General features: G+C 48.0%; 22 protein-coding genes. 18 read left to right on the top strand and 4 right to left on the bottom strand.

Annotated features, from left to right (window positions below; genetic code table 11):
• Positions 1–19 precede the first annotated feature (19 nt).
• The 5 genes from AC4OGX_RS15100 (at position 20) to AC4OGX_RS15080 (ending at position 3,270) form a co-directional block, all read left to right on the top strand.
• On the top strand, positions 20–457 hold the full coding sequence (locus tag AC4OGX_RS15100) for a spore coat protein CotJB (protein ID WP_493331426.1): 438 nt from the start codon (positions 20–22) through the stop codon (positions 455–457).
• The gene (locus AC4OGX_RS15095) at positions 458–1,075 is read left to right on the top strand and encodes a manganese catalase family protein (protein ID WP_493331425.1); all 618 of its coding nucleotides are present in this window, start codon (positions 458–460) and stop codon (positions 1,073–1,075) included.
• Between the two features lie 227 nt (positions 1,076–1,302).
• Complete coding sequence (sigG, locus tag AC4OGX_RS15090) at positions 1,303–2,082, top strand: RNA polymerase sporulation sigma factor SigG (protein WP_493331424.1); 780 nt, start codon at positions 1,303–1,305, stop codon at positions 2,080–2,082.
• A gap of 254 nt (positions 2,083–2,336) precedes the next feature.
• Complete coding sequence (locus tag AC4OGX_RS15085) at positions 2,337–3,014, top strand: HAD family hydrolase (RefSeq protein WP_493331423.1); 678 nt, start codon at positions 2,337–2,339, stop codon at positions 3,012–3,014.
• A complete protein-coding gene (locus AC4OGX_RS15080; RefSeq protein ID WP_493331422.1) occupies positions 3,007–3,270 on the top strand; it encodes a glyoxalase in 264 nt (87 codons plus the stop codon). The genes AC4OGX_RS15085 and AC4OGX_RS15080 overlap by 8 nt, the downstream gene beginning before the upstream one ends.
• Before the next feature lie 24 nt (positions 3,271–3,294).
• Here AC4OGX_RS15080 and AC4OGX_RS15075 read toward each other — a convergent pair whose 3' ends face one another.
• On the bottom strand, positions 3,295–3,729 hold the full coding sequence (locus AC4OGX_RS15075) for an FMN-binding protein (protein WP_493331421.1): 435 nt from the start codon (positions 3,727–3,729) through the stop codon (positions 3,295–3,297).
• A gap of 221 nt (positions 3,730–3,950) precedes the next feature.
• Here AC4OGX_RS15075 and pth point away from each other — a divergent pair, with 221 nt between their 5' ends.
• The 4 genes from pth (at position 3,951) to AC4OGX_RS15055 (ending at position 9,700) form a co-directional block, all read left to right on the top strand.
• Positions 3,951–4,529 carry an aminoacyl-tRNA hydrolase gene (pth, locus tag AC4OGX_RS15070; RefSeq protein ID WP_493331420.1) on the top strand — a complete coding sequence of 193 codons (579 nt, stop codon included), beginning with the start codon at positions 3,951–3,953 and terminating at the stop codon, positions 4,527–4,529.
• Between the two features lie 5 nt (positions 4,530–4,534).
• Positions 4,535–7,912 (top strand): transcription-repair coupling factor, encoded by a 3,378-nt coding sequence (mfd, locus tag AC4OGX_RS15065; protein ID WP_493331419.1) that lies wholly within the window; start codon positions 4,535–4,537, stop codon positions 7,910–7,912.
• A gap of 48 nt (positions 7,913–7,960) precedes the next feature.
• The gene (locus AC4OGX_RS15060) at positions 7,961–9,013 is read left to right on the top strand and encodes a peptidylprolyl isomerase (protein WP_493331418.1); all 1,053 of its coding nucleotides are present in this window, start codon (positions 7,961–7,963) and stop codon (positions 9,011–9,013) included.
• Between the two features lie 126 nt (positions 9,014–9,139).
• Entirely contained in the window at positions 9,140–9,700 is a 561-nt protein-coding gene (locus AC4OGX_RS15055) for a manganese efflux pump MntP (RefSeq protein ID WP_493331416.1), read from the top strand.
• Between the two features lie 15 nt (positions 9,701–9,715).
• Here AC4OGX_RS15055 and AC4OGX_RS15050 read toward each other — a convergent pair whose 3' ends face one another.
• Together AC4OGX_RS15050 and AC4OGX_RS15045 are read right to left on the bottom strand one after the other, a co-directional pair.
• Positions 9,716–10,585, bottom strand: a complete 870-nt coding sequence (locus AC4OGX_RS15050) for a metallophosphoesterase (protein WP_493331415.1) — start codon at positions 10,583–10,585, stop codon at positions 9,716–9,718.
• Complete coding sequence (locus AC4OGX_RS15045) at positions 10,582–11,478, bottom strand: DUF4474 domain-containing protein (protein WP_493331414.1); 897 nt, start codon at positions 11,476–11,478, stop codon at positions 10,582–10,584. The genes AC4OGX_RS15050 and AC4OGX_RS15045 overlap by 4 nt, the downstream gene beginning before the upstream one ends.
• Positions 11,479–11,610: 132 nt before the next feature.
• On the opposite strand from AC4OGX_RS15045, the gene rfbD reads away from it, so the two are divergent.
• Both rfbD and AC4OGX_RS15035 read left to right on the top strand, forming a co-directional pair.
• On the top strand, positions 11,611–12,570 hold the full coding sequence (gene rfbD, locus AC4OGX_RS15040; RefSeq protein WP_493331412.1) for a dTDP-4-dehydrorhamnose reductase: 960 nt from the start codon (positions 11,611–11,613) through the stop codon (positions 12,568–12,570).
• The gene (locus AC4OGX_RS15035; protein WP_493331411.1) at positions 12,571–13,842 is read left to right on the top strand and encodes a dicarboxylate/amino acid:cation symporter; all 1,272 of its coding nucleotides are present in this window, start codon (positions 12,571–12,573) and stop codon (positions 13,840–13,842) included.
• 83 nt (positions 13,843–13,925) lie between these two features.
• On the opposite strand, the gene AC4OGX_RS15030 is transcribed toward AC4OGX_RS15035, so the two are convergent.
• A complete protein-coding gene (locus tag AC4OGX_RS15030; RefSeq protein WP_493331410.1) occupies positions 13,926–14,411 on the bottom strand; it encodes a cytidylate kinase-like family protein in 486 nt (161 codons plus the stop codon).
• Between the two features lie 236 nt (positions 14,412–14,647).
• Here AC4OGX_RS15030 and AC4OGX_RS15025 point away from each other — a divergent pair, with 236 nt between their 5' ends.
• The 7 genes from AC4OGX_RS15025 to AC4OGX_RS14995 all read left to right on the top strand — a co-directional run bounded on the left by AC4OGX_RS15025 (position 14,648) and on the right by AC4OGX_RS14995 (position 24,569).
• Positions 14,648–15,085 (top strand): hypothetical protein, encoded by a 438-nt coding sequence (locus AC4OGX_RS15025; protein WP_493331409.1) that lies wholly within the window; start codon positions 14,648–14,650, stop codon positions 15,083–15,085.
• Between the two features lie 32 nt (positions 15,086–15,117).
• Entirely contained in the window at positions 15,118–17,280 is a 2,163-nt protein-coding gene (secD, locus tag AC4OGX_RS15020) for a protein translocase subunit SecD (RefSeq protein WP_493331408.1), read from the top strand.
• A gap of 231 nt (positions 17,281–17,511) precedes the next feature.
• Positions 17,512–19,329, top strand: a complete 1,818-nt coding sequence (locus tag AC4OGX_RS15015; RefSeq protein WP_493331407.1) for an LCP family protein — start codon at positions 17,512–17,514, stop codon at positions 19,327–19,329.
• A 25-nt stretch (positions 19,330–19,354) separates the two neighbouring features.
• Complete coding sequence (locus AC4OGX_RS15010; RefSeq protein ID WP_493331406.1) at positions 19,355–21,355, top strand: polysaccharide biosynthesis protein; 2,001 nt, start codon at positions 19,355–19,357, stop codon at positions 21,353–21,355.
• Between the two features lie 5 nt (positions 21,356–21,360).
• On the top strand, positions 21,361–22,563 hold the full coding sequence (locus AC4OGX_RS15005) for a DegT/DnrJ/EryC1/StrS family aminotransferase (RefSeq protein ID WP_493331404.1): 1,203 nt from the start codon (positions 21,361–21,363) through the stop codon (positions 22,561–22,563).
• Positions 22,564–22,595: 32 nt separating this feature from the next.
• Positions 22,596–23,294 (top strand): sugar transferase, encoded by a 699-nt coding sequence (locus AC4OGX_RS15000; RefSeq protein ID WP_493331451.1) that lies wholly within the window; start codon positions 22,596–22,598, stop codon positions 23,292–23,294.
• A 54-nt stretch (positions 23,295–23,348) separates the two neighbouring features.
• On the top strand, positions 23,349–24,569 hold the full coding sequence (locus AC4OGX_RS14995) for a glycosyltransferase family 4 protein (protein ID WP_493331403.1): 1,221 nt from the start codon (positions 23,349–23,351) through the stop codon (positions 24,567–24,569).
• Positions 24,570–24,641 lie beyond the last annotated feature (72 nt).

Here is a 24,641-nt window from a genome sequence, read left to right as displayed (position 1 = left end):
GAAGAAAGGAGATTTTTTTATGCAGGAAAAACATTTGGCGATCGCATCGGTACCGATACAGCAGTGGGGTGCATTGTATGATGAAAAAGAAGCCTTGTGCACAGGTACGGTCTTTCAGGAGTTAAACAAACCCTTTTTCGCAGCAGAAATTGAAAAAGAGAGCCTTAAGGAGGCTGCACCAAAGTCAGAGGAGCAGAGAAAGCGGGAAGAAATGCTGAGTAAGATCATGGAAGTAAGCTTTGTCCTCGATGATCTGACCTTGTATCTGGATACACACTGCCAGGACAGCCAGGCAATGGAAATGTATCAAAAGAAATCGAAAGAGAGAAAAGAATTGAAACAGCAGTTTGCAGCATCCTTTTATCCGCTGACAAGAGACTGCATCAATGATTGTGGAAAGGGAGGGGCTTTCTGCTGGCAGGAAGGTCCGATGCCCTGGGAAGGAGCGTGTGTGTAAATGTGGACTTATGAAAAAAGATTACAGTTTCCGGTAAAGATCACAAAAACTTGTCCGAAGACGGCGCAGCTGATCATCAGCCAGTATGGCGGACCGGACGGAGAATTGTCAGCATCTATGCGGTATCTGTCACAGCGCTATACGATGCCTGTCAAGCAGGTAGGCGGGCTTCTGACTGATATCGGGACCGAGGAGCTGGCGCATATGGAGATCATCTGCGCCATGGTCTATCAGCTGACGAAGCACCTGACGATCGAGGAAGCAAAAGAAGCAGGCTTTGATGCCTATTATATTGATCATACGACGGCATTATGGCCTCAGGCAGCATCCTCACTGCCTTTTACGGCTATCGAATTCCAATCCAAGGGAGATGCCATCACAGACCTTACCGAGGACCTGGCGGCCGAACAGAAGGCCCGTACCGTATATGATAACCTTTTAAGAATGATCCCGGATGCGGAAGTAAGAGAGCCGTTAAAATTCTTACGTGCAAGAGAGATCGTGCATTTCCAGCGGTTTGGAGAGGCATTGGAAAAGACAAAGGAAAAACTTGATTCTAAGAATTTCTACTACTTTAACCCGGAATTTGACAAAGGGATGATGAAAACAGAGCTCTAAAGCCATCTCTTGCGGAATTTTCGTTCATACCCTCTGGGCAGGGGATGACAGGTCTCTCAAGCCCGATATGAAGGAAAAGGATGCCATGTTTTGAGATCAGAAAGCATGGCATCTTTTTCATTGTCAAGGACTAAAACTTTTTTTAATTTCCCTCCCTTAAGAATAACTGGCAGATGAATTGAGAATCATTTTACTAGATTAAATTTTCGTCCAGGAGGATTCTTAATATGGCTCTGAATAAAGTTGAATTATGTGGTGTGAATACGGCAAAGCTTCCGCTCTTAAAGGAAGAGGAGAAGGAGGCTTTGTTTGTGCGGATCAAACAGGGGGATGAGGAAGCGCGGGAGCAGTATATCAAGGGAAACTTAAGGCTGGTCTTAAGTGTGATCAAGAGGTTTTCGAGCAGTAATGAGAACGCAGATGACCTGTTTCAGATAGGGTGTGTGGGGCTGATGAAGGCAGTGGACCATTTTGATCCTGACCGGGCAGTTAAATTTTCAACCTACGCAGTGCCCATGATCATCGGGGAGATCAGAAGGTATCTTAGGGATAATAATTCCATCCGTGTCAGCCGCTCGCTTCGGGATACGGCTTATAAGGCGATCTATGCCAAGGAAGGGTATATGAAGAAGCATTTAAAGGAGCCTACCGTGCAGGAGATCTCAGAGGAGATCGGGATCTCCAAAGAAGACATCGTTTTTGCCCTGGATGCCATCCAGATGCCGATGAGCCTGCATGAGCCGGTCTACAGCGATGGAGGGGATACACTTTATGTGATGGACCAGGTCAGTGATAAAAAGAATAAAGAGGAAAACTGGGTGGAGGAGCTGTCCTTAGAGGCTGCCATGGAACGGCTCAATGAACGGGAAAGGTACATCATCACACTCCGGTTTTTCGAGGGAAAGACTCAGATGGAGGTGGCCGAAGAGATTAAAATCTCCCAGGCTCAGGTGAGCAGATTAGAAAAAAATGCCCTGAAAGTCATGAAGCAGTACCTGTTAGGATAAGTAAAGCAGAGCTTTAGAGTATGCCCCTGGAAAGTTCATTAGTAAATTTTTCTTTTTTATGGTTGAAATTTCCATGACTTCATACTATGATATTTCTAGTACATCGCAGCAGGGTGAGATACAAAAGTCTGCGATGCACCAGCCTGATCTGCAGACGATGCAGGGTCAAGCTTTCCGGCTTGGCTCCTTAAGGCAGATGAGAGGTGAACCTGCATGGCAGGGGAATAGGAGATAGAAAGGTATGGAGAGGAATCATGTATAAAGCCTGTATTTTTGATTTAGACGGAACTTTGACAGATACGTTGGATTCTTTGACTTTTTCTGTGAATGAGACATTGAAGGAGATGGAACTTCCTGCTATCACGAGAGAGCAGTGCCGGACGTTTGTGGGGAATGGCTCAAGGGTACTGTTGGAGAAGTCCCTGGAAGCGGCAGGTGATAAGGGCTTAACACGGATCGGGGAGGCGCTTCAAAGATATGAGCGCATATTTCGCACAGGGTGCACATATCATGTAGTACCATATGATGGAATCCTTGATATGCTGAAAGGCTTGAGAGAAGCAGGGATTGCGTGTGCCGTATTATCGAATAAGCCGGACAGCAATGCACGCAGCGTGGTAGAGGAAATCTTCGGAACAGACACATTTTCCCGGGTACAGGGACAGAAAGAGGGCATACCGAGAAAGCCGGACCCGGCAGCTGCGCTTGAGATCGCTAAGACACTTGGGGCAGCACCATCAGAGATTCTTTATATCGGGGACTCTGAGGTGGACATCGCAACGGGAATGGCAGCAGGGATGAAGACCATCGGGGTCTCATGGGGCTTCCGCACAAGAGAAGCACTCAAGGAGGCAGGAGCCGGTCTAATCATAGATTCTCCAAAGGAGATCATGGAATTTATCAAGAATAGGGAGGTGGAAAGTCATGAATGAATACGATGAGGAATGTCTACTTACATTTTTAAAGAAGCAGTCCCAGCTTTTTGATGAACCAGTGGCTGAGACACTGGAGGAGGCAGAGGCCTTCCTGGAAGACTGCATGGCAGTGGTTGTAGATTCCATTGAGGAAGTAAGAGAATACTTTGAAGAGAATGGGATCGATGTGGATGCAATGTCAGAAGAAGAACTGGAAGAAGCATCAGAAGTATTTGCACTGCAAAATGGTCAGTATCTGATCGTAGAGGGTTAGTCAACACATACAAAAGCCGCAGCATCATTTCACTGCGGCTTTTTCTATGGCCTCTTTTATGGCGTCCAGGATCACCTGGGATGTGTACGGGGTATCGTCGGATAGGGTGATATCCTCCAGTGACTGCTTTTCGTAGACTTGGTCTGCGATATCTTCGATCGCCGGCTGAATGAGCGGGAACATGGTAGTCATCGCCTCATCCAGGTTGGAGAACCGGATGGAGTTGATATGGGACTCATCCACGGACACCTCAACCTCAAGGTTTGTGTTGTTCAAAGTCAGTGTAGAGGTATAGACTCCCGGAGTATACTGCTTTTTCGCATCTGCACTTTTATCTTTTCCTCCGGGGCGGAACATGACTACTAAAAGAATGATCAGCAGTATGCCCAGTGCCGCGAAAACAGCGGTATAAATGATTTCTTTCATATGCAGAACGATGATTTTTGTTTTGGAACCCATGAAAAAGACCTCCCATGTTCGTCATTTTTGCTTTTGGTGAATGGAACAGAAACCTAAGCTCTGCCCATTTCGCTTTTTATAAGTGTATGACGGGAACCTGAAAAATATTCGCTTCTTTTGCGTGACAAACACAAGACTATCCTGTAAAATGGATTGAGATGTGGTGAGATCTGATCGGATATCAGCAGTCCAGGAAGTATGAAATGTAGAGGTGAAGGGCAATGTATATTATTGCAGGATTAGGAAATCCGGATAAACAATATGAAGGCACAAGGCACAATGTGGGATTTGAAGTCATTGATGCCATAGCAGACCAATATAATATATCAGTGGACACAAGAAAACACCGTGCACTGATCGGAAAAGGAATCATAGGCGGCCAGAAAGTGATTCTGGCGAAGCCGATGACCTATATGAATCTTAGCGGGGAGAGCATTATCAGCCTTGTGGATTATTACAAGGTGGATATCGAGCAGGAGCTGATCATTATCTATGATGATGTCAGCCTCGGAGTCGGACAGCTTCGGATACGCGCCAAGGGAAGCGCAGGAGGGCACAACGGGATCAAGAGCATCATCGCGCATCTTGGCAGCCAGGTGTTTCCTCGGATCAAGGTAGGCGTGGGAGAGAAGCCGCCCAGGTATGATCTGGCGGACTATGTTCTGGGACATTTTACCAAGGCAGAGCATGAGCTGATGGAAGAGGGCTACCGCAATGCGGTACATGCCGTGGAGATGATGACGGCCGGGGAGATCCAGGCAGCCATGAATGAATATAACCGGAAAAAGAAGGAAGAGTAAAGAATATGCAGGCTTTTTTAGCGCCGCTTGCCGAGCTGGCGGAATATAAGGAGATATTCGGCAGACGAATGAAGGACAATGGAATACTGCAGATCGCAGGCTGTGTCAATTCCCAGAAGACACACCTGATGTATGCACTTGGCGATGGTTGTTTTTACAAGATCATCGCTTTTTCCAGTGATGAGAAGGCAAAAAAGGCATACGAGGAGTACCGGTTCCTGGATAAGGAGGCATATCTTTACCCTGCAAAGGACCTTTTGTTCTATCATGCGGATATCAAGGGGAAATATCTGGCAAAGCAGCGCATGGAGGTAGTACGCGCGCTGATCGAGGCCGGGGAGACAAAAGAGAGCTGCGAAGTGTCTGGGGCGGAAAAAGGGATCACGGTCATTACGACAGTGGATGCATTTTTAGACGGAATGCCCCCGCTAAAAGAGATCAAGGAAAAGAGAGTCCATATTGCTTCAGATGGTGCGGTTGATTTTACAAAGCTTCAGGAAAAGCTTTCCGCCATGGGATACGAGAGGGAGATCGAGGTGGATGCACCGGGGCAGTTTGCGGTGCGCGGCGGGATCCTGGATGTTTATCCTTTGACAGAGGAGCAGCCTGTGAGGATCGAACTGTGGGGGGACGAGGTGGATTCCATCCGTACTTTCGATGTGGAGAACCAGCGTTCTATTGAGAACCTGGATGAGGTGACCATCTACCCTGCGGCAGAGCTCCAGGAAAAGGGCGATGAATGCGTCTCTTTTCTGGATTATTTTCCGAAGGAGAGAAGCCTTCTTTTCCTGGATGAGCCGATCCGCCTGACCGAACGGCTGGACGAGGTGGAAGAAGAATTCTTAAGCAGCCAGAAGAACAGGGAAGAGGCCGGTCTTACGGACGGGGAAGAGGAGCTGGTGGTATTCTCCACCAAGATGCTGATCGAGAAAATGAATCTGTATCATGGGATCGCATTTACCACACTGGAATCAAGGTGCGGACAGTTCCATGTGCGGGATACCTATAGTCTTCAGACAAAGGGCGTGAATCCTTACAATAACAGCTTTGAGATGCTGACCAGGGATCTGAAAAGGTTAAAGAGGAGCGGCTACCGGGTAATCCTTCTTTCTGGTTCCAGGACACGTGCGAGACGTCTGGCGGAGGATCTAAGGGATTATGACCTGAGCAGCTTTTACAGCGAGGACATGGACCGTGAGGTGCAGTCAGGAGAGATCATGGTGGCCTACGGCCATGTGGAAGAGGGCTATGAATATCCGATGCTGAAGTTCATGGTCATCTCAGAGACCGATATTTTTGGTAAGCAGAAAAAGAAAAAACGGCGTAAGATCTATGAGGGCCAGAAGATCCAGAATTTCTCGGAGCTCAAGGTGGGAGATTATGTTGTCCATGAGAACCACGGACTTGGGATCTACCAGGGCATTGAGAAGATCGAAGTGGATAAGGTCACAAAGGACTATATGAAGATTTCCTATGCGGGCGGAGGCACCCTCTATATCCTGGCGACCCAGCTGGATCTGATCCAGAAGTATGCGGGAGCGGATGCAAAGAAGCCGAAGCTTAACAAGCTGGGAACCAGCCAGTGGGCGAAGACCAAGAGCCAGGTGCGCGGAGCTGTCCGTGAGGTGGCCAGGGATCTTGTGGAATTGTATGCCGTCAGACAGCAGGCCGAAGGATATATGTATGAGCCGGATACGGTCTGGCAGAAGGAATTTGAAGAGATGTTCCCCTTTGAGGAGACGGAGGACCAGCTCCAGGCGATCGCGGATACGAAGCGGGACATGGAGAGCCGAAAGATCATGGATCGTCTGATCTGCGGAGATGTGGGATATGGGAAGACAGAAATCGCCATCCGTGCGGCTTTTAAGGCCGTGCAGGAGGGAAAACAGGTGGTCTACCTGGTGCCGACCACGATCCTGGCACAGCAGCATTATAACACCTTTATGCAGAGGATGAAGGATTTTCCGGTGCGCGTAGACCTGCTCTGCCGTTTCCGGTCTTCCACACAGCAGAAAAAGACAGTGGAGGATCTGAAAAAGGGGCTGGTGGATATCGTGGTGGGAACCCACAGAGTCCTATCAAAGGATGTCCGGTTTAAAGACCTGGGACTTTTGATCATCGATGAGGAGCAGCGTTTTGGTGTGACCCATAAGGAGAAGATCAAAAAGCTCAAAGAAAATATCGATGTGCTGACCCTGACTGCGACCCCGATCCCGAGGACGCTGCATATGAGCCTCATTGGCATCCGCGACATGAGTGTCCTGGAGGAGGCACCCATGGACCGTATGCCGATCCAGACTTATGTCATGGAGTATAACGATGAGATGGTGCGGGAGGCGATCGAACGGGAGCTCTCCAGGGACGGACAGGTTTACTATGTTTACAACCGCGTCAGTGATATCGCGGATGTGGCGGGACGGATCCAGAAGCTGGTCCCGGAGGCCGTGGTATCATTCGCCCACGGGCAGATGAATGAGCGGGAGCTGGAGAACATCATGTACGACTTTATCAACGGAGATATTGACGTTCTGGTGTCAACGACCATCATCGAGACAGGGCTGGATATCTCCAATGTCAATACGATGATCATACATGATGCTGATAAGCTGGGACTCTCACAGCTTTACCAGCTTCGGGGAAGAGTGGGGCGCTCTAACCGCATGGCATATGCATTTCTCCTGTACAGAAGAGATAAGATGCTAAAAGAGATCGCGGAGAAGCGTCTGGCGGCGATCCGGGAGTTTACGGACTTGGGCTCCGGATTTAAGATCGCTATGCGGGACCTGGAGATTCGCGGTGCCGGCAGCCTTCTTGGCGAAAGACAGCACGGACACATGGAAGCGGTAGGGTATGATCTTTACTGTAAGATGCTCAATGAGGCTGTCAAACAGCTGAAGGGCGAGATCGAGGAAGAACTGTACACCACTACTATAGACCTGAATATCGACGCTTATATCCCGGAATCTTACATTCCGAACGAATACCAGAAGCTGGATGTCTATAAGAGGATCGCGAGCATTGAAAATGAAGATGAGATGGATGATATGATCGAGGAGCTGATCGACCGTTTTGGAGATATTCCAAGAAAAGTACAGCAGCTGCTTAACATTGCAGGCCTGAAAGCCCTTGCTCATTCAGCTTATGTGACAGCCGTGGAGCAGAAGGGGGATGCATATCAGTTCACTATGTATGAAAAGGCAAAGGTGCAGCCGCAGAAGATACCGGGGCTTTTAAAGGCCTACAATGGCAGCCTTGTCTTCAAAGCCGAGACACCGCCGTATTTTATGTACCAGAAGAAGGGACGCAGCAAAAAATCCAAGGATGAGGACGTTCTGGAATTGGTGAAAAAGGTGTTAAATGATATAAAAGGCTTGTTAGAATAGCAAAAAAACGCTATAATAATGAAGTTAGAATGTACTTAGGAGGATGTTATGGGACAGTTCAGAAAAAAATTGATCATCGCGGCAGCGGCAGGTGCTCTCGCAGTTTCATCTCTGGCAGGCTGCAGCCGGTCTATGGATAACGATGCAGTTGTTGCTGAGGTCGGTAAGGATAAGATCACGCTGGGAGTAGCGAATTTTTATGCAAGGATGCAGCAGGCACAGTATGAGACTTATTATGCAGGCATGATGGGAATGACCGGCGAGGATATGTGGAAACAGGAGATCGAAGACGGGAAGACCTACGAAGACAGCACAAAGGAAAGCATCTTAGAGGCTCTTGAGAACCTGTACCTTTTAGAACAGCATGCCCCGGATTATAAAGTAGAACTGACTGATGAGGATAAAAAAGCGATCAATAAGGCAGCCAAATCTTTTGTGGAGGCGAACTCCTTAGAGGACAAAGAGGCAGTTTCCGGTTATGAGAAGAATGTTAAGAGGTTCCTTGAGCTGGCCACCATTCAGAGTAAGATGGACCAGCCGATGAAGGAGGGCGTTGATGAGAACGTATCCGATGAGGAAGCGGCACAGAAGAGTATGCAGTATGTGCTTTTCTCATATAACAAGACCGATGAGGAGGGAAACTCCACTGCTTTGTCCGATGACGAGAAGGCTGCATTGAAGGAGCAGGCACAGACATTTGCTGATAACTTAAAGGCGGGCGAGACAAAGGACATTGAAGCGGCAGCAAAGGAAGCCGGACTGGAGGTTAAGACGGCGGCTTTTGATTCCGAATCCACTTCGCCGAATGCGGATCTCATTAAGGCGGCAGATGCGCTGGAGAATGAAGGGGATGTCACGGATATCGTAGAGACAGATTCCGGGATCTATGTGGCAAAGGTTACAAGCTTTTTGGACAGAGAAGCCACAGATGCAAAGAAGGAATCTATCGTGCAGCAAAGAAAGCAGGAGCAGTACGACTCCCTTTTGAAGAAATGGAGAAAAGATACTGACATTAAAGAACATAAAAAGGTCTGGAAGAAAGTAGACTTTAATGAGCAGGGCGTAACAGTAAAGCAGAGTGAGGAAGCTGGACAGGAGTAAGGAATAAAAGCCTGGCTTATCTGAAAGAAAGAGACACATGTACAGCAGACGGACTGTACATGGTCTTTTTTATTTCATAAGAATTTCCTATGAAATAAAAACCTAATTGCGCAGGAGGGAAACAAAATGGGATTTATAGAATTATTTTTATTGGCAGTGGGACTGTCCATGGATGCTTTCGCGGTGTCTGTCTGTAAGGGGCTGGCAATGCGCAGGGTCACAATAAAAAGTGCCTCCACTGCCGGGCTCTGGTTTGGCGGATTTCAGGCGCTGATGCCGCTTTTGGGATATTTCCTGGGTGTTCAGTTTCAGGATAAGATCACGGCTGTGGATCATTGGATCGCATTCATCCTGCTGGGAGCCATTGGCGTGAATATGGTGAAAGAGGCTCTCTCGGGTGACTGTGAGGATGCAAATGATTCCCTGGACATCAAAACGATGTTCGTACTTGCGGTTGCCACCAGTATCGATGCCCTTGCAGTGGGAATCACGTTTGCATTCCTTCAGGTAGAGATCATTCCTGCGGTCTCCTTCATCGGTGTGACCACCTTTCTCCTTTCAGTGGCTGGAGTGAAGATCGGTAATGTGTTTGGGACCAAATATAAGGCCAGGGCAGAGCTGGCCGGAGGGGTGATCTTGATCCTGCTCGGCACCAAGATCCTGCTGGAACACCTCGGAATATTTTAGAGTTTTATTACATACTTAGATCTCAAATTCTCCAAGCTCCACACGGGCTACATATAAGGTCCGGTCTTCCCGGGTGTGCAGCGTCCACTTGACGAGAGTCATTTTTCTGTTCTGGAGTTCAATACAGGTAATGCATCTGGGATGCACACAGCTGCCCGTATTAAAGTAAGGGGAGTTGGTGCTCCCTATCATGGGCCGGTGCGTGTGTCCTGTCACCAGAAATTTATTCTCTTTCATCGCCCAGTTAGTCAGGCGTGTTTCCGTTTTCTTTTTTTTCGTATAGTTTTTGGCCGTACTGGTCGGATCGGAAAGTCCTACTGCTTCAAGTGGTTTCCAGACATACCGGACCAGGAATTTCGCCACAGGGGCGAGGGTACTGTTCAAAAAATCCGCCTGATGTCCGTGGGTTAAGTACAGGTCATTTCCAAGCTCCATATCTTTTAAGATCAATCCCTGCAGATAACAGTGATCCGGAAAAAGGGGCGTTTCTACCTCCTGACCGCTTACGTGATACGTGGAACAGTGCCTGTGGCAGTAAGAGCAGTGCTTCTTACTGTGGTCATGGTTGCCATAGAGCAGATGAAGGCGGTTTTTCTCCTGAAATTTCGTCATCAGCCAGAAGACATCACTGTGTATATCGATGATCTGGGAGAGGGAACGGTTTTCCCACAATTCATCGCCATCTCCGAGCTCAATGTAAGTGAACTCCTTTTCATAATAATAATTCAGGGCAGCAAAGTACAGGTTCTGGTTCTTTAAAAAATTATCGTTGTGATTGCCGCACCCGCGGTGACAGTCACTGATCAATACAAACCGGGAGCTGCTGTAAAAAGGTATCTGGGGTGCCTTGTCAAAGGCCCGGGAGATCCGTTCATACCAGCTCATTTTTTCCACCTCCTGTGCTTTTGGAACGTCCGAAGTACTAAAAGCCTTCGAAAGAGAAAGGGATGAGTCTCATTCAGATAGAGCAGACGGTCCACAGTAGTGAAAAAGGGCTCTGCGGTCCACAGAAAAAGGTCACACAGAGTGCGGTTTTGAAAGAGCATATATTTCTTTTTCAAAGGATCAGGAGGTACAAGCGGTGCGGCTTTCGGCCGTGTAAAATAAAATTGCACGCAGGCAGAGGAGACGAGAAGTTCACTGCTTTTATAGCCAAGTCCCTGCATGGCCCGGACAAAAGCGCGGCACATTAAAGCTTCCGGGAAGGACAGTGTCACCTCCAGTATCAGGTCATCAGGCGGGGCGGCGATGCCCATCACAAATCCGGCTGCCCACCAGTGCTTTTGGGAGAGGGTGAAAAAGGGACAGTCCGGCCCAATCAGGCGCAGCTTGACAGGAAGCATTTCCTTGTCTGATATGGCTTTAAAAACGGTCTGTGGGCGCAGTGCAGGCGGGATGACGGTGTCTGCGTGATAGAATCCGGCCTCTGCCCCGGTATTGATCCCGTACTGGCCCTTTCGAAATTCGATCAGCCAGGTTTTACCCTGATAGTTAAAGTAGACGGGCTCACAGTCTAACACCATATGCATAGACAGTGCCGATGCAGCAAGAGATTCCTCATACCCCAATTCTTTCTGCCAGGCATCGTCCCGGGCAGTAAAGATATCCTGGACGAATTGGTAGGAAAATCCATATGGCTTCGCAAGTTCATTCAGCAGGTCACACTTTTTTCTGTAAGACATGCGGCTGATTTTTTCGGCTGCCTGCTTTTTTCTGTGGTAATTCAGTAAAAATAAGACAAATAAAAGTACGATAGGGATTGGGATTAAGTAGTACATGCTCAAAGTCCTGCAGCTGTTCTTACTATATTATATGCAGCAGGACAGAATCGGGAAGAAGCAGACAAGAGAAAAGAGGGAATGAGATTGGGTCTTGAAAAATAAAAGGAATCACATTATAATATCGAAGTTATGTTTTTAAGCAGAAGTGATGAGATGAAAAAGGATAGAGGAGAGAAGATTATGGGATATGATTATGGGAAGATATGGGTCGCAGGAGCATCAGGCCGCGTAGGAACGATGATCCATAACATGCTGGATATGCGTGATGTGGAGCTTTTCGAGACAGATATTGAGGAACTGGACATCACCGATGCCAAGGAAGTGAATCTATTTGGTTTGAGAAACCGTCCGAATACGATCATCAACTGTGCCGGGATGACAGATGTAAAAGCCTGTGAGGAAAATATGGAACAGGCTTATAAGGTCAATGCTCTGGGAGCCAGAAACTTAAGTGCGATCGCACGTAAGATAGACGCGAGGATCATCCAGATCTCAACAGACGATATTTTCTGGGATACAAAGGAAAGAAGTTTCCATGAATTTGATACCCCGAATCCGCGGACTGTATATGGGAAGTCAAAGCTGGCGGGAGAGAACTTTGTGAAGGAGCTGGCCCCGAAGCATTTGATCATCCGAAGCTCCTGGGTTTATGGAAAAGAGGGGGACAACTTCGTGAATTCCATCATCGAAAAGGCGCAGAGCAGTCAGCCCATCGAGGCAGCGGTGGATGATTTTGCATGTCCGACAAGTGCCAGAGAGCTTTCCAGAGTGATCCTGCGTCTGATCCAGGAGGAGCAGGAGGGAATCTATCATGCTGTCTGCTCGGGATACTGCAGCCGTTATATGCTGGCACAGGAGGTGTTAAGACTTCTGGGCAGAGAGGATGAGAAGCTGACTCCGGTCAAAATGGCTGAGGTGCATTCCACATTAGAAGGACCAGAATACACCATATTAGATAACATGATGCTTCGGATGTGCGGGATACAGACACCGGCATCCTGGCAGGAGGCACTGGCGGAATATATGGGGGAATATTTTTCGGAAAAGAGTGACATCAATAGGAATGAAAGAAAAGGAAGGGGAATGTAGATGAAAGAAAAGAAGAGAACGAAATTAGGCCTTACTACTTTGATCTTTATCAGTCTGCTGCTCGGAGCGCTGGCTGGCGTGATATTACACTACTGGGTGCCGGAAGGGTATCTAAGGGATACGGTGATCATCAATGGGATTTTCTATGTAATCGGAAACGGTTTTTTAAGGGCCATGCAGATGCTGGTCGTGCCGCTTGTCTTTTGTTCCCTGATCTGCGGGAGCATGGCGATCGGGGACACGAAAACGCTTGGCAGGGTCGGGGTGAAAACGATCGGTTTCTATCTGTTTACGACCGCAGCGGCTATTTCCCTTGCACTGGGAGTAGGCAATCTGATCGATCCGGGAGTCGGACTGGACATCAGCAGCATTGAGAGGGCAGAGACAGCGGCTGCTGAGTCATCCGGCTTTGCAGACACCCTCTTAGAGATTATCCCGAAAAATCCGATCCAGGGACTGGCTGAGGGAAATATGCTGCAGATCATTTTTTTCGCGATCTTTATCGGGATCCTTTTGGCGAAAAGAGGAGAGAGGGCAGCATCTGTTTCTCAGTTTTTTGCGGAGTTCAATGATCTGATGATGGATATGACTATGGCAGTGATGAAGGCGGCCCCATTCGGTGTATTCTGCCTGATCGCCAAAACATTTGCCGGGATCGGGTTTGATGCGTTTCTGCCGATGCTGAAATATATGGCAGCGGTCTTCCTGGCTTTATTCCTGCAGGGCTTCGGCGTATATCAGATACTTCTCAAGCTGTTCACAGGATTAAATCCGGTGAAATTCATCAAAAAATTCCTGCCGGTCATGGGATTTGCATTCTCCACGGCCACGTCCAACGCAACGATCCCGCTGTCTATTGAAACATTGGATAAAAAAATGGGAGTGTCCAGGAAGATCTCATCCTTTACAGTTCCGCTGGGTGCTACTGTCAATATGGACGGGACCTCTATCATGCAGGGCGTCGCAGTTGTCTTCGTTTCCCAGGCATTTGGGATTCATCTGACACCGGCGGATTATATCACGGTGATCGCGACAGCAACCCTGGCCTCCATCGGAACAGCGGGCGTACCGAGTGTGGGCCTGATCACCTTGTCAATGGTATTTAACTCTGTCGGCCTTCCGGTAGAAGGCATCGCTCTGATCATGGGAATTGACCGAATTCTGGATATGACCAGGACAGCAGTCAATATCACAGGAGATGCAGTGTGCACAACGATCGTGGCTCATCAGAACAAGTCATTGAACAGGGAAGTATTTGACCGCATGGGTTAGAAGAAAGAAAAAAGAAGCAGGCCGGTGATGCGCCTGCTTCTTTTGGTACTTATCCTTCTTTATGTAAACAGATATGAGGGGGATTAAATATATTCCAGTTTTTCAAAATACTGCATCAGTATATTCGCGCAGTTCTCCACACCTAATTCTGTGGTATCTAAGATCATGTGATAGTCGTTCACATCACCCCAGGTCTTGCCGGTATGCTCGTAATAATACTCGGAACGCTCCTTATCTGTGCGTTCAACCTTCTCTTTGGCGTCCTCGTAGGATAGATTTTCCAGCCCCATGATACGATGGATGCGGTCTTCCTTGTCTGCACAGACGAAAATATTCAGGACATTCAGTTTGTCTTTTAAAATATCAGATGCGCAGCGGCCGAGAATGATGCATGGCTGGCTGGCTAACTCACGAATGGCTTCTGCCTCAGTTTCATACATGTGGTCGTCAATCTGCTGTTCGATATATGCCTTATCATATACGGGAATGTCAAGCCTTTCGGAAAGTTCCTTTGCAATCACGCTCGCGCCCGTACCGAAACGGCGGCTCATTGTAATCACTAGTTTCATATGAATTCCTCCTTCGTGTGTGCCTTAAGTTTCATGGTTGTAATTCGTATGGTTTTTATTATAGCACCGATGGGAAGAAAAGTGTATGATATATTTCATAAATAAATACTTTATGACAGATTGCAGTTGTATGAGGCACCAGGAATCGTTATAATGTACCTAGAGTATAGTCAGATAAAGTGAATTTTAAAACAGTATCTTTGGAACGCAGGAAAATAAGAAAAGGAGGCAGCATTATGATGAACAGAAGCTTAAAACTGGCAGCAGGTATCATCCTGGCTATCGTAATGCTCCTGGGTGCATTTTGGTGCTCTGGTGATCCGACTTATACACAGGAGGCTCAGCCGGGGCTGCATTCCATGCATAGTTCCAAAGGCAGTCAGGCTCTGGATTCCTCCAGCCGTTACAGCCTCGGGATACCTGACGGAGTCTTATCCTCTGAGTCAGGAAGCGTTTCTCTCATAAGGACGGGCAGACAGGGAGAGGAAACCGTGGAGTCGGTTCTGTTTCTATTGGGTATTTTTCTTATCTTAACAGCATTTTATTTTCTTTTGGACGGCAGGCCGTGGGCAGCAGTCCAGTCTATCTGCATGAGATTTCAGGACAGCACCATGTATCAGATCCAGATACTCCAGTCATGGGACGGAAAAAAGAAAGGGTTCTCACATTCTTAATAAACCAGGCGAAAAGAATAGGAGGACTTAATTTGAAAGTAAATAAAAGAAATATATGGATCACACTGTTGGTAATTGCAGTGTTCCTTTATGCTGCTGCATTTGGGCTGGGCAGCGGATTCAAGGGCGCTATGGATATGCGGTTTGGGATTGATATCCGGGGCGGAGTGGAAGCGGTCTTTGAACCGGACAAAGAAAAACAGACTCCATCTGCACAGGATATGGAGTCTGCCAGGACCGTCATTGAAAACAGGCTGGATGCTCAGAATATCCTGGATCGGGAAGTGACCGTTGATAAGGACCACGGCGATATCATCGTACGGTTTCCCTGGAAATCCGATGAGAAGGAATTCAACCCGGAGGCTGCGATCGCAGAGCTTGGTGAGACTGCGAGGCTGACCTTCCGGGATGCTAAGGGAAACGTGCTGGTGGAGGGGCAGCATGTGAAGGACAGCCAGGTTGTAAGGAACAAGCAGACCAATGCCTGCGAGGTTTCCCTTCAATTCGATAAAACGGGGGCAGAAGATTTCTATGAGGCCACCAAAAAGCTGACCGGACAGCCTATGGGGATTTTTATGGATGAGGAAATGATCTCCGATCCAGTCGTTCAGGAACCGATCCAGGGAGGCGAGGCCGTCATTAACGGGATGAAATCCCAGGAGGATGCGAAGGCTCTCTCCGATAAGATCAATGCCGGAGCACTGCCCTTTTCCCTGAAAACTACAAATTATAATACCATCAGCCCGACGCTTGGGAGCGGGGCATTGAAAGCGATGGTCATGGCAGCAGGGACCGCCTTTGCCCTGGTCTGTCTTTTTATGATCGGTTATTACCGTCTGCCGGGCCTGATCGCCTGCCTGGCACTTGTCTTCCAGATGAGCCTGCAGGTACTGGCTCTTTCCGTTCCCCAGTATACTCTGACCCTGCCCGGGATCGCGGGTCTGATCCTGTCACTGGGAATGGCGGTGGATGCCAATGTGATCATCAGTGAGCGGATCGGGGAAGAACTTAGCCAGGGAAGCAGTTTGAAATCCGCGGTGAGGCGGGGCTATAAAAATGCCTTTTCTTCTGTATTGGATGGAAACGTGACAACGGCTGCGGTCGCAGTCATTTTGATGATATTTGGCTCGGGTACCATGCTGAGCTTTGGGTACACCCTGCTGACAGGTGTATTGATCAATCTTTTGGCAGGCGTCTGGCTGTCCAGGATCATGCTTAGTTCGATCATCCTGTATCCGAGATTCCAGAATCCGAAGCTTTTTTATGTAAAAAAGATGAAAAAGACCATCGATTTTCTGGGGAAAAGAAAGCAGATCTTTCTGTTTACCGCGATGGTCCTGGTTACCGGGACGCTCATCAGCGCAGTGCGCGGCGTAACGCTGGACACCCAGTTTACCGGAGGGGTGATCCTAAAGTATACCTGTGAAGGCTCTCCAAACACAGAGAAGACAGCCGCAGCCGTTGAGCAGGCCATCCGACGCCCAGTAAGCGTCCAGGCAGGAGAAGATTTCGTGTCCGGTCAGAAGAAGCTGGTGCTGAATCTCGGCGGCAATCAGGGGATCACTCCGAAGGAACAGGAAAAAGTATTAAAGACGATCAGAGAAACGGATCCGGGGCAAAATTACCAGTCCTCCGAGACCTATGCGGTGGAACCTTATATCGGAGCGAGGGCATTGAAAAATTCAGTCCTGGCGATCGGATTGGCGGCGTTGTTTATCGTGATCTATATCAAGCTGCGCTTTGCAGCACTGTCGGGGCTGTCTGCAGGGGTATCCGGGGTGATCGCACTTGTTCATGACGTGTTTATCGTATTCCTTGTATTTGGTGTATGCAAGATTCCGCTAAATGATGCGTTCGTTTCGGTTACTCTGACGATCATCGGGTATTCCATCAACGACACCATTGTACTTTATGACCGGATCAGGGAGCATATGAGAGAGCACTCCAGGGAGGGCCTGGTGCCTCTGGTGAACAAAAGCATCACAGAAACCCTGGGCAGGTCGGTCAATACCGCATTTACTACAGTATTATGCGTTGCTATCGTGCTTGTCTTTGCGGTCATATATAATATTGAATCTATCAAGATCTTCGCGCTCCCTATGCTGGCCGGAATGATCAGCGGCTGCTATTCCTCTGTCTGTATTGCCAGTGCTGTCTGGGTGACTTGGAAAGACAGAAAGCAGATAAAAAAATAAAAGCGTAACACAGAACGGGCTTTTGGATCCTCCGCGCCGGCCGGTAAGAAGGGCCGGCGCATAAGTGTGAGGAAGGCGGTTCCTTAAATTTTCTTAAAGAAAAATTCCTTTTGTTGCGAAAATTGTTGAAAAATGATATTATGTCTTGGTATGTATACTAGAAACGTATGATTGCAGCAGAGTGTAAACTGATGGAATTGATAAAATAAAGAAATGGAAGGGGCAGAACCAATGGGCCAGAAAAACATGAGTGACGGTGAATTATATAGAAAGGAGCAGCCAAGAAAGCGCCGGAGAATGGACGACAGACAAGGCGCGGGCGGGAGCCCTGCAAGAGCAGGCGCGCCAGGAAAGCGCAGGCCGAAGAGCAGCACCACAGAAAATGCTGCCGGAAGAAGAACGACGGCAGGCAGTACAAAGGGTGCTTCTGACAGAAGCAGAACAGGCACTGGGAAAGGAAATCCAGCGAAGAGCACTGCGAAGGGCAGACCGGCAGGCGGCCCGAAGAGTGGTCCAAAAAGCGGTCCAAAGAGCGGTCCGGGCAGAAATACAGCCTCCAGGAATGCAAAAGGAAGAAAGGGCGCTTCCAATAAAATAAGTAAACAGGTCGGGATCATTTTATGCGGCATTCAGTTTGCAGTTACGCTTGTGTTTATCGCGGCACTGTTTATCCTGAATATGCTGCCTATGAAATATCTGGGGATCATCATCGGAGTGCTTGTCTTCTTGTGGGTCATTCCGCTGGCCAGCCAGCTGATTTCCAAGAAGAAGGCCATCGCCGGGAAAGTACTGAGTGTACTGATGTCGATCGTGCTGGTATTCGGATCTTACTATATCTTTAAGACGAATGGTACTGTTAAAGCGATCAGCGGCGGAGATAAGAAGGTAGATAAGATGGTGGTTGCTGTTTTATCCAGTGATCCGGCAGAGACCATCGATGATGCAAAGAAATACAGCTTTGGTGTGCAGTATGCCTTAAAAGGCGATGACATGCGGGCAACGATCGAAGAGATCAACAATGAGACGGGAAGAGATATTAACACCGTAGAGTATAAGAGCCTGAATGAGCAGGCTGAGGCACTGCATGACGGGGATGTCAGTGCGATCATTTACAATGATGCGTATACATCGATCCTGGAGGAATCCTTTGAAGGCTTCAGTGACAATGTAAAAATCATTTATTCTCACGAGATCACGAGCAAGCTGGTCAACAAGGCGGCGGATGTCCAGGTGGATGATGACTGCTTTACTGTATACATCAGTGGTATCGATGTATTTGGAGCGATCGAGACGAACAGCCGCAGTGATGTAAATATGATCGCAGTTGTGAATCCAACGACACACCAGATCCTGCTTGTTTCAACACCGCGTGATTATTATGTTGAGATACCGGGAATATCCGGAGGGCAGAAGGACAAACTAACCCATGCAGGGATTTACGGTGTGGATGCTTCGATGACAACCTTATCCACTTTATATGATACAGATATTGATTTCTATGCAAGAGTAAACTTTACATCTCTGATCCAGATGGTAGATGCGCTGGGAGGAGTTGATGTGGAATCAGAACAGTCATTTACAACAAGCGATGATTCCGGTCTGGTCATGGACGTGGTACAGGGAATGAACCATTTCAACGGAAAGCAGGCACTGGCCTTCTCACGTGAGAGATATAATGTGGACGGCGGTGATTTCCAGAGAGGAAGGAACCAGCAGGCTGTCATTACAGCGATGATCAAGAAGGCGATCTCACCTGCCATCCTGACCGGGGCAAACGGCCTTCTGAGCAGTGTGAGCGGAAATGTGGACACAAATATGTCCCAGGAGCAGATTCAGGAGCTGATCAAGAGCCAGCTTGCAGAAGGTGCGGCTTGGAATATCAAGTCCATGTCTGCCGAGGGAACAGGCGACCAGCAGGAATGCTATTCCTCACCGGGCAATATGTTATATGTAACTCAGCCGGATATGAATTCTATCACGGCCATCAAACAGGCAATTGACGCTGTGGAGAAGGGTGAGACACTTCCGGATTCCGTAGTTGCCGAATAAATCTGATGATACAGAGGAAAAAGATATGATGAAATTAATAAAAAAGTGGGACTTGTCTATCATTTATAAAGTGTTTTTAGTGCTGCTTGATATTGCATTTATTAATATAAGCTCCTTTTTAGCACTTTGGGTCCGCTTTAACATGCATATCTCAGAGATACCGATCGAATATTACACTTCTGTCTGGGATGTGGCCATTGCGAATACGATCGTAACCGTCCTGATCTTTGCGGCTTTCAGACTTTATACAAGTCTGTGGAGGTTTGCAAGCATCAAGGAACTGGTATACATCATTGAAGCATGTGCGGTATCTGTATTATTTAATATTTTAGCGTACTTTTTAACTTATAAGATTATTTACAGAAGCTATTTTCTGCTTTATGCGACAGCACTCTTTCTGCTGACCTGTGTGAGCCGGTTTTCCTACAGATTGATGCGTCTTCTGTACCGTGGGAACATCCATGGCCGCCATGTGCGCAACACCATGATCATCGGAGCAGGGGAGGCCTGCAACGTGGTCATGAAGGAGCTGGAGCTGAGTACAGAGCTGGATGCGAAGATCTGCTGCGTGATCGATGACAACCCGAGAAAGCATGGAACCTATATTCATGGAGTAAAGGTTGTAGGCGGCAGAAATGAGATCTTGAAATATGCAGAAAAATATGGGATCAACGAGGTGATCATTGCCATTCCCAGCGCAGATAAAAGAGAGCGGCAGAAGATCCTGGAAATCTGTCAGAAGATCCCGGCCTGCGAGCTAAAGATCCTGCCGGGGGTCTACCAGCTGGTGAACGGGGAAGTAAGCGTATCCAAGCTGCGCAATGTGGAGATCGAGGATCTGCTCGGCAGAGACCCTATTCAGATCACGACCGAGAAGATCGGACGTTATGTTTCTGATAAGGTTGTTATGGTCACAGGAGGCGGCGGGAGTATCGGAAGTGAGCTCTGCCGCCAGATCGCAGCCAATGGAGTGAAGCAGCTGATCATTTTTGATATTTATGAGAATAACGCTTATGATATCCAGCAGGAGCTCAAAGCCAAATATCCGAATCTGGATCTGGTCGTTCTGATCGGATCTGTGAGAAATGGGCGTAAGGTAAACAGTGTGTTCGAGAAGTACCGTCCGGATATCGTCTACCATGCGGCTGCACATAAGCATGTGCCGCTGATGGAGGACAGTCCCAATGAGGCGATCAAGAATAATGTATTTGGAACCTATAAAGTGGCTCTGGCGTCCGACCGTTATGGTGTGGAAAAATTTGTGCTGATCTCAACAGATAAGGCAGTAAATCCCACCAACATCATGGGCGCATCCAAGCGGATGTGTGAGATGATCATACAGGTGTTTAATAACCGTTCCAGGACAGAGTATGTTGCAGTCCGTTTCGGAAATGTATTGGGAAGTAACGGAAGTGTGATCCCGCTGTTTAAGAAACAAATTGAAGCAGGCGGACCAGTGACCGTGACTCATCCGGAGATCATCCGGTATTTTATGACTATCCCGGAGGCCGTTTCCCTCGTCCTGCAGGCGGGTGCGAGTGCGAAGGGCGGAGAGATCTTTGTGCTGGATATGGGACAGCCGGTGAAGATCGTGGATCTGGCAAAGAATCTGATCCGGCTCTCCGGTTATACACTGGGGGTAGATATTGAGATCAAGTATACCGGCCTTCGTCCCGGGGAAAAATTATATGAAGAGCTTCTGATGGCAGAGGAAGGCCTTGAGAATACGGAAAATGAAAAAATCCATATTGGAAAGCCGATCGAGTTTGACGAAGAAGAGTTTTTAAAGGATCTGGAAGACTTGTACAGAGAAGCATATGCGGAGAATGACCAGATGAAACGGATCGTGCATAAGATCGTGCCCACCTATCATCTTCGTGAAGCGGATATTATCCGTGACCAGCAGATCCAGGCAGGATGGAAAAAGGAGTTCACAGACACAAGTTCGAATCTGCCCAGTGCCTTTTTAAATAGGGGGGCAGCAGATAACGAGGAAGAAAAGGATCAGAAAGAAAGAGGAGCATAAAAACAATGAAGGTACCATTTTCACCACCGGATATCACAGAGGAAGAAATCGCAGAAGTTGCAGAAGCATTAAGAAGCGGGTGGATCACCACCGGTCCCAGGACCAAGGAATTTGAACGCCAGATCGCACAGTTCTGCGGGACGTCCCGGGCAGTGTGCCTGAACTCCGCGACTGCGTGTCTGGAGCAGACGCTTCGGGTCATGGGGATCGGACCGGGGGATGAGGTCATCACCACGGCCTATACCTATACGGCTACCTGCAGCTGTATCTGCCACGTGGGTGCCGTTCCTGTGCTGGTGGATACACTGCCGGGCTCCTTTGATATGGATCCGCAAAAAGTCCGGGAGGCCGTGACAGAGCGCACAAAGGCAGTCATATGTGTGGATTTGGCGGGGATAATATACAGCCGCTATGATGAGCTTTTCAAAATCGTGGAAGAGAAAAAGCAACTGTTCCATCCAACGAATGAACGCCAGGAAGCACTGGGCAGGATCATGATCATGGCAGACGCCGCACATGCATTCGGGGCAGAACGGGAAGAAAGGAAGTGCGGACAGATCGCCGACTTCACTTGTTTTTCTTTCCATGCAGTCAAGAACCTGACAACCGCTGAAGGCGGTGCTGTTACCTGGTCTCCGGCTATTACAGACGCAGGGATCGACAGTGAAAAGCTGTATAAAGAATACATGCTCTTATCTCTGCATGGACAGTCTAAGGATGCGTTGGCAAAGACACAGGCCGGGGCATGGGAATATGATATCGTGGCACCTTACTACAAATGTAATATGACAGATATCATGGCTGCTATCGGATTAGTGCAGCTGAAACGCTACCCGGAGATCTTAAGACGCAGGAAGGCACTGATCACGCAGTATGATGAGGTGTTGAGAGGATGTCCGGTCAAGGTGCTTGACCACTATGGGGAGACACACAAATCCAGCGGGCATCTATATCTAGTACGCGTGCTTGACAAATCGCGGGAAGAGTGTAACAATATGATTACAAAAATGGCAGAAACGGATATTGCAGCAAATGTTCACTATAAGCCGCTTCCTCTGCTGAGTGCATACAAGAATCTGGGATTTCACATCCAGGATTTTCCGAATGCATACGCACAGTTTGAAAACGAGATTACACTGCCGCTTCATACATGTCTTACGGATGAACAGGTTCAATACGTGGCAGAGAAATTTCGTGATCTTTTATGATCATAATTCATATGGGTTAGGAGACAGAGATGATGATACCACATTGGGATAAGCTGCCAAGATCCATGCGTAATGGATATGTGAGGCCATATTATGAAAAGCTGAAAAGGAAGGAAGCCAGCCTGCGTCTGAAACGCGCGGCGGATTTTATACTTGCGCTTATTTTGACGATCGTCCTGTCCCCGGTCATGGCAGGACTCGCTTTGTGGATAAAATTAGACAGCAGAGGTCCTGTCTTTTATAGACAGGAAAGAATTACACGATATGGGAAACCATATCGTATTTTCAAGTTCAGGACTATGGTCACCGGAGCCGACAAAAAGGGACCTTTGGTGACGAAGAAGCAGGATGACCGAATCACAAAGGCGGGCAGCTTCCTGCGCAAGTGCAGGCTGGATGAACTGCCGCAGCTGTTCAATGTACTGACGGGGGATATGTCCTTTGTAGGGACAAGGCCGGAGGTGAAGAAGTATGTGGACCGGTATTCCGAGGAGATGATGGCAACACTGCTCCTTCCGGCGGGGATCACATCAAGGACCAGCATCCTGTTCAAGGATGAGGATGAATTAATGGAAAAGTACCAGAGAGAGACTGGAAAAACAGTCGATGAGGTATATGTGGAGCATATCCTTCCGTTAAAGATGAAGCACAACCTTCAGTACTTGAAGCAATTCAGCTTCTGGGGAGATATAAAAATTATGTTAGATACGGCTTTCGCTGTAATACGATAACTTTACATCTGGAAAATACCGGACAAGATGATGAAATGAGGGAACACTGACAATATGAAAAAGATAGGAATTATTACGATGGGCGTGAGGCTGGACGGTGAGAAGGGGTATACGAGATTTCGGTATCTCTGCGATTTCCTGACGGATGCAGGATACCAGGTGGACCTGATCACGACAACATTCCAGCATTGGGAAAAGGCACAGCGCGATATTGAGAAAATCAAAAAAGAAGATTATAAGTTTGGTATAAAGTTTATTTATGAACCGGGCTACAAGAAGAATGTAGATCTGCGGAGGATCCGCAGTCACAGGATCGCGGCGGAAAATCTGACTAAAATGCTGGAGAGGGAAGGGGATTATGATCTGTTATATGCGGAAATCCCTCCCAATGATGTGGCACTTGCCGCTGCAGAGTATGCACAGAAGAAGGGAATTCCGTTCGTGGCGGATGTCAATGACCTGTGGCCGGAGGCTATGCGTATGGTCCTTGATATCCCGGTAGTCAGTGATATTCTTTTTTATCCGCTGCTAAGAGATGCGGAGAAGGTATATTCCCTGGTTTCCGGCGTGATCGGCACATCAGATGAGTACAGAGACAGGCCGTTTAAGCATCAGAACAGAAATGTACCGAAGGCAACGGTATATGTGGGAAATGAAATTTCTGTTTTTGATCAGGGTGCGGCAGATCATGATGCAGCCGTGGTCAAGCTGGAGAAAGAGTTCTGGGTAACCTATGCCGGGACGATCGGTACAAGCTATGATATCAGGACAATGGTCCTTGCCGGAGAAGAGCTGGCGAAGCGAGGGTATCAGGATATCAGGATCAAGATCCTGGGCGGCGGCCCTATGAAAGAGGAGCTGGAGACACTTGCCAATGAGCGTCAGATCTATAATGTCGAGTTTGTCGGATATGCACCTTATGATAAAATGGCGGCTTATCTGAAAAAATCAGATATTTTAGTCAATTCCTTTGTGAAGAAGGCGCCTCAGAGCATTGTGACAAAAATCGGAGATTATCTGGCAGCGGGGAAGGCAATGATCAATACCTGTATGAGCCCTGAGTTCCGTGACAAAGTGGAACATGACGGCTTCGGGGTGAACATTGAACCGGAGGATGTGAAGATCCTTGCAGATGCTGTCGAAGAGCTGTTCAGTCATGAAGAGACCCGTCTTGAGATGGGAAGAAAGGCAAGAAAGATTGCAGAGGAACAGTTCGACAGGCCGAAGTCCTATCAGAAGATTGAAGAGCTGATCAGAGGGCTGACCGAAAAGTAAAAGACGGTCTAACGGAATGAGAAAAAAGTGGAATACAGATCAGGAAACTGGTCAAAAAAGAAATACGACGAG

This window comes from Faecalicatena sp. (genome assembly GCF_058819085.1).
This window is presented reverse-complemented; position numbering and strand designations above follow the sequence as displayed.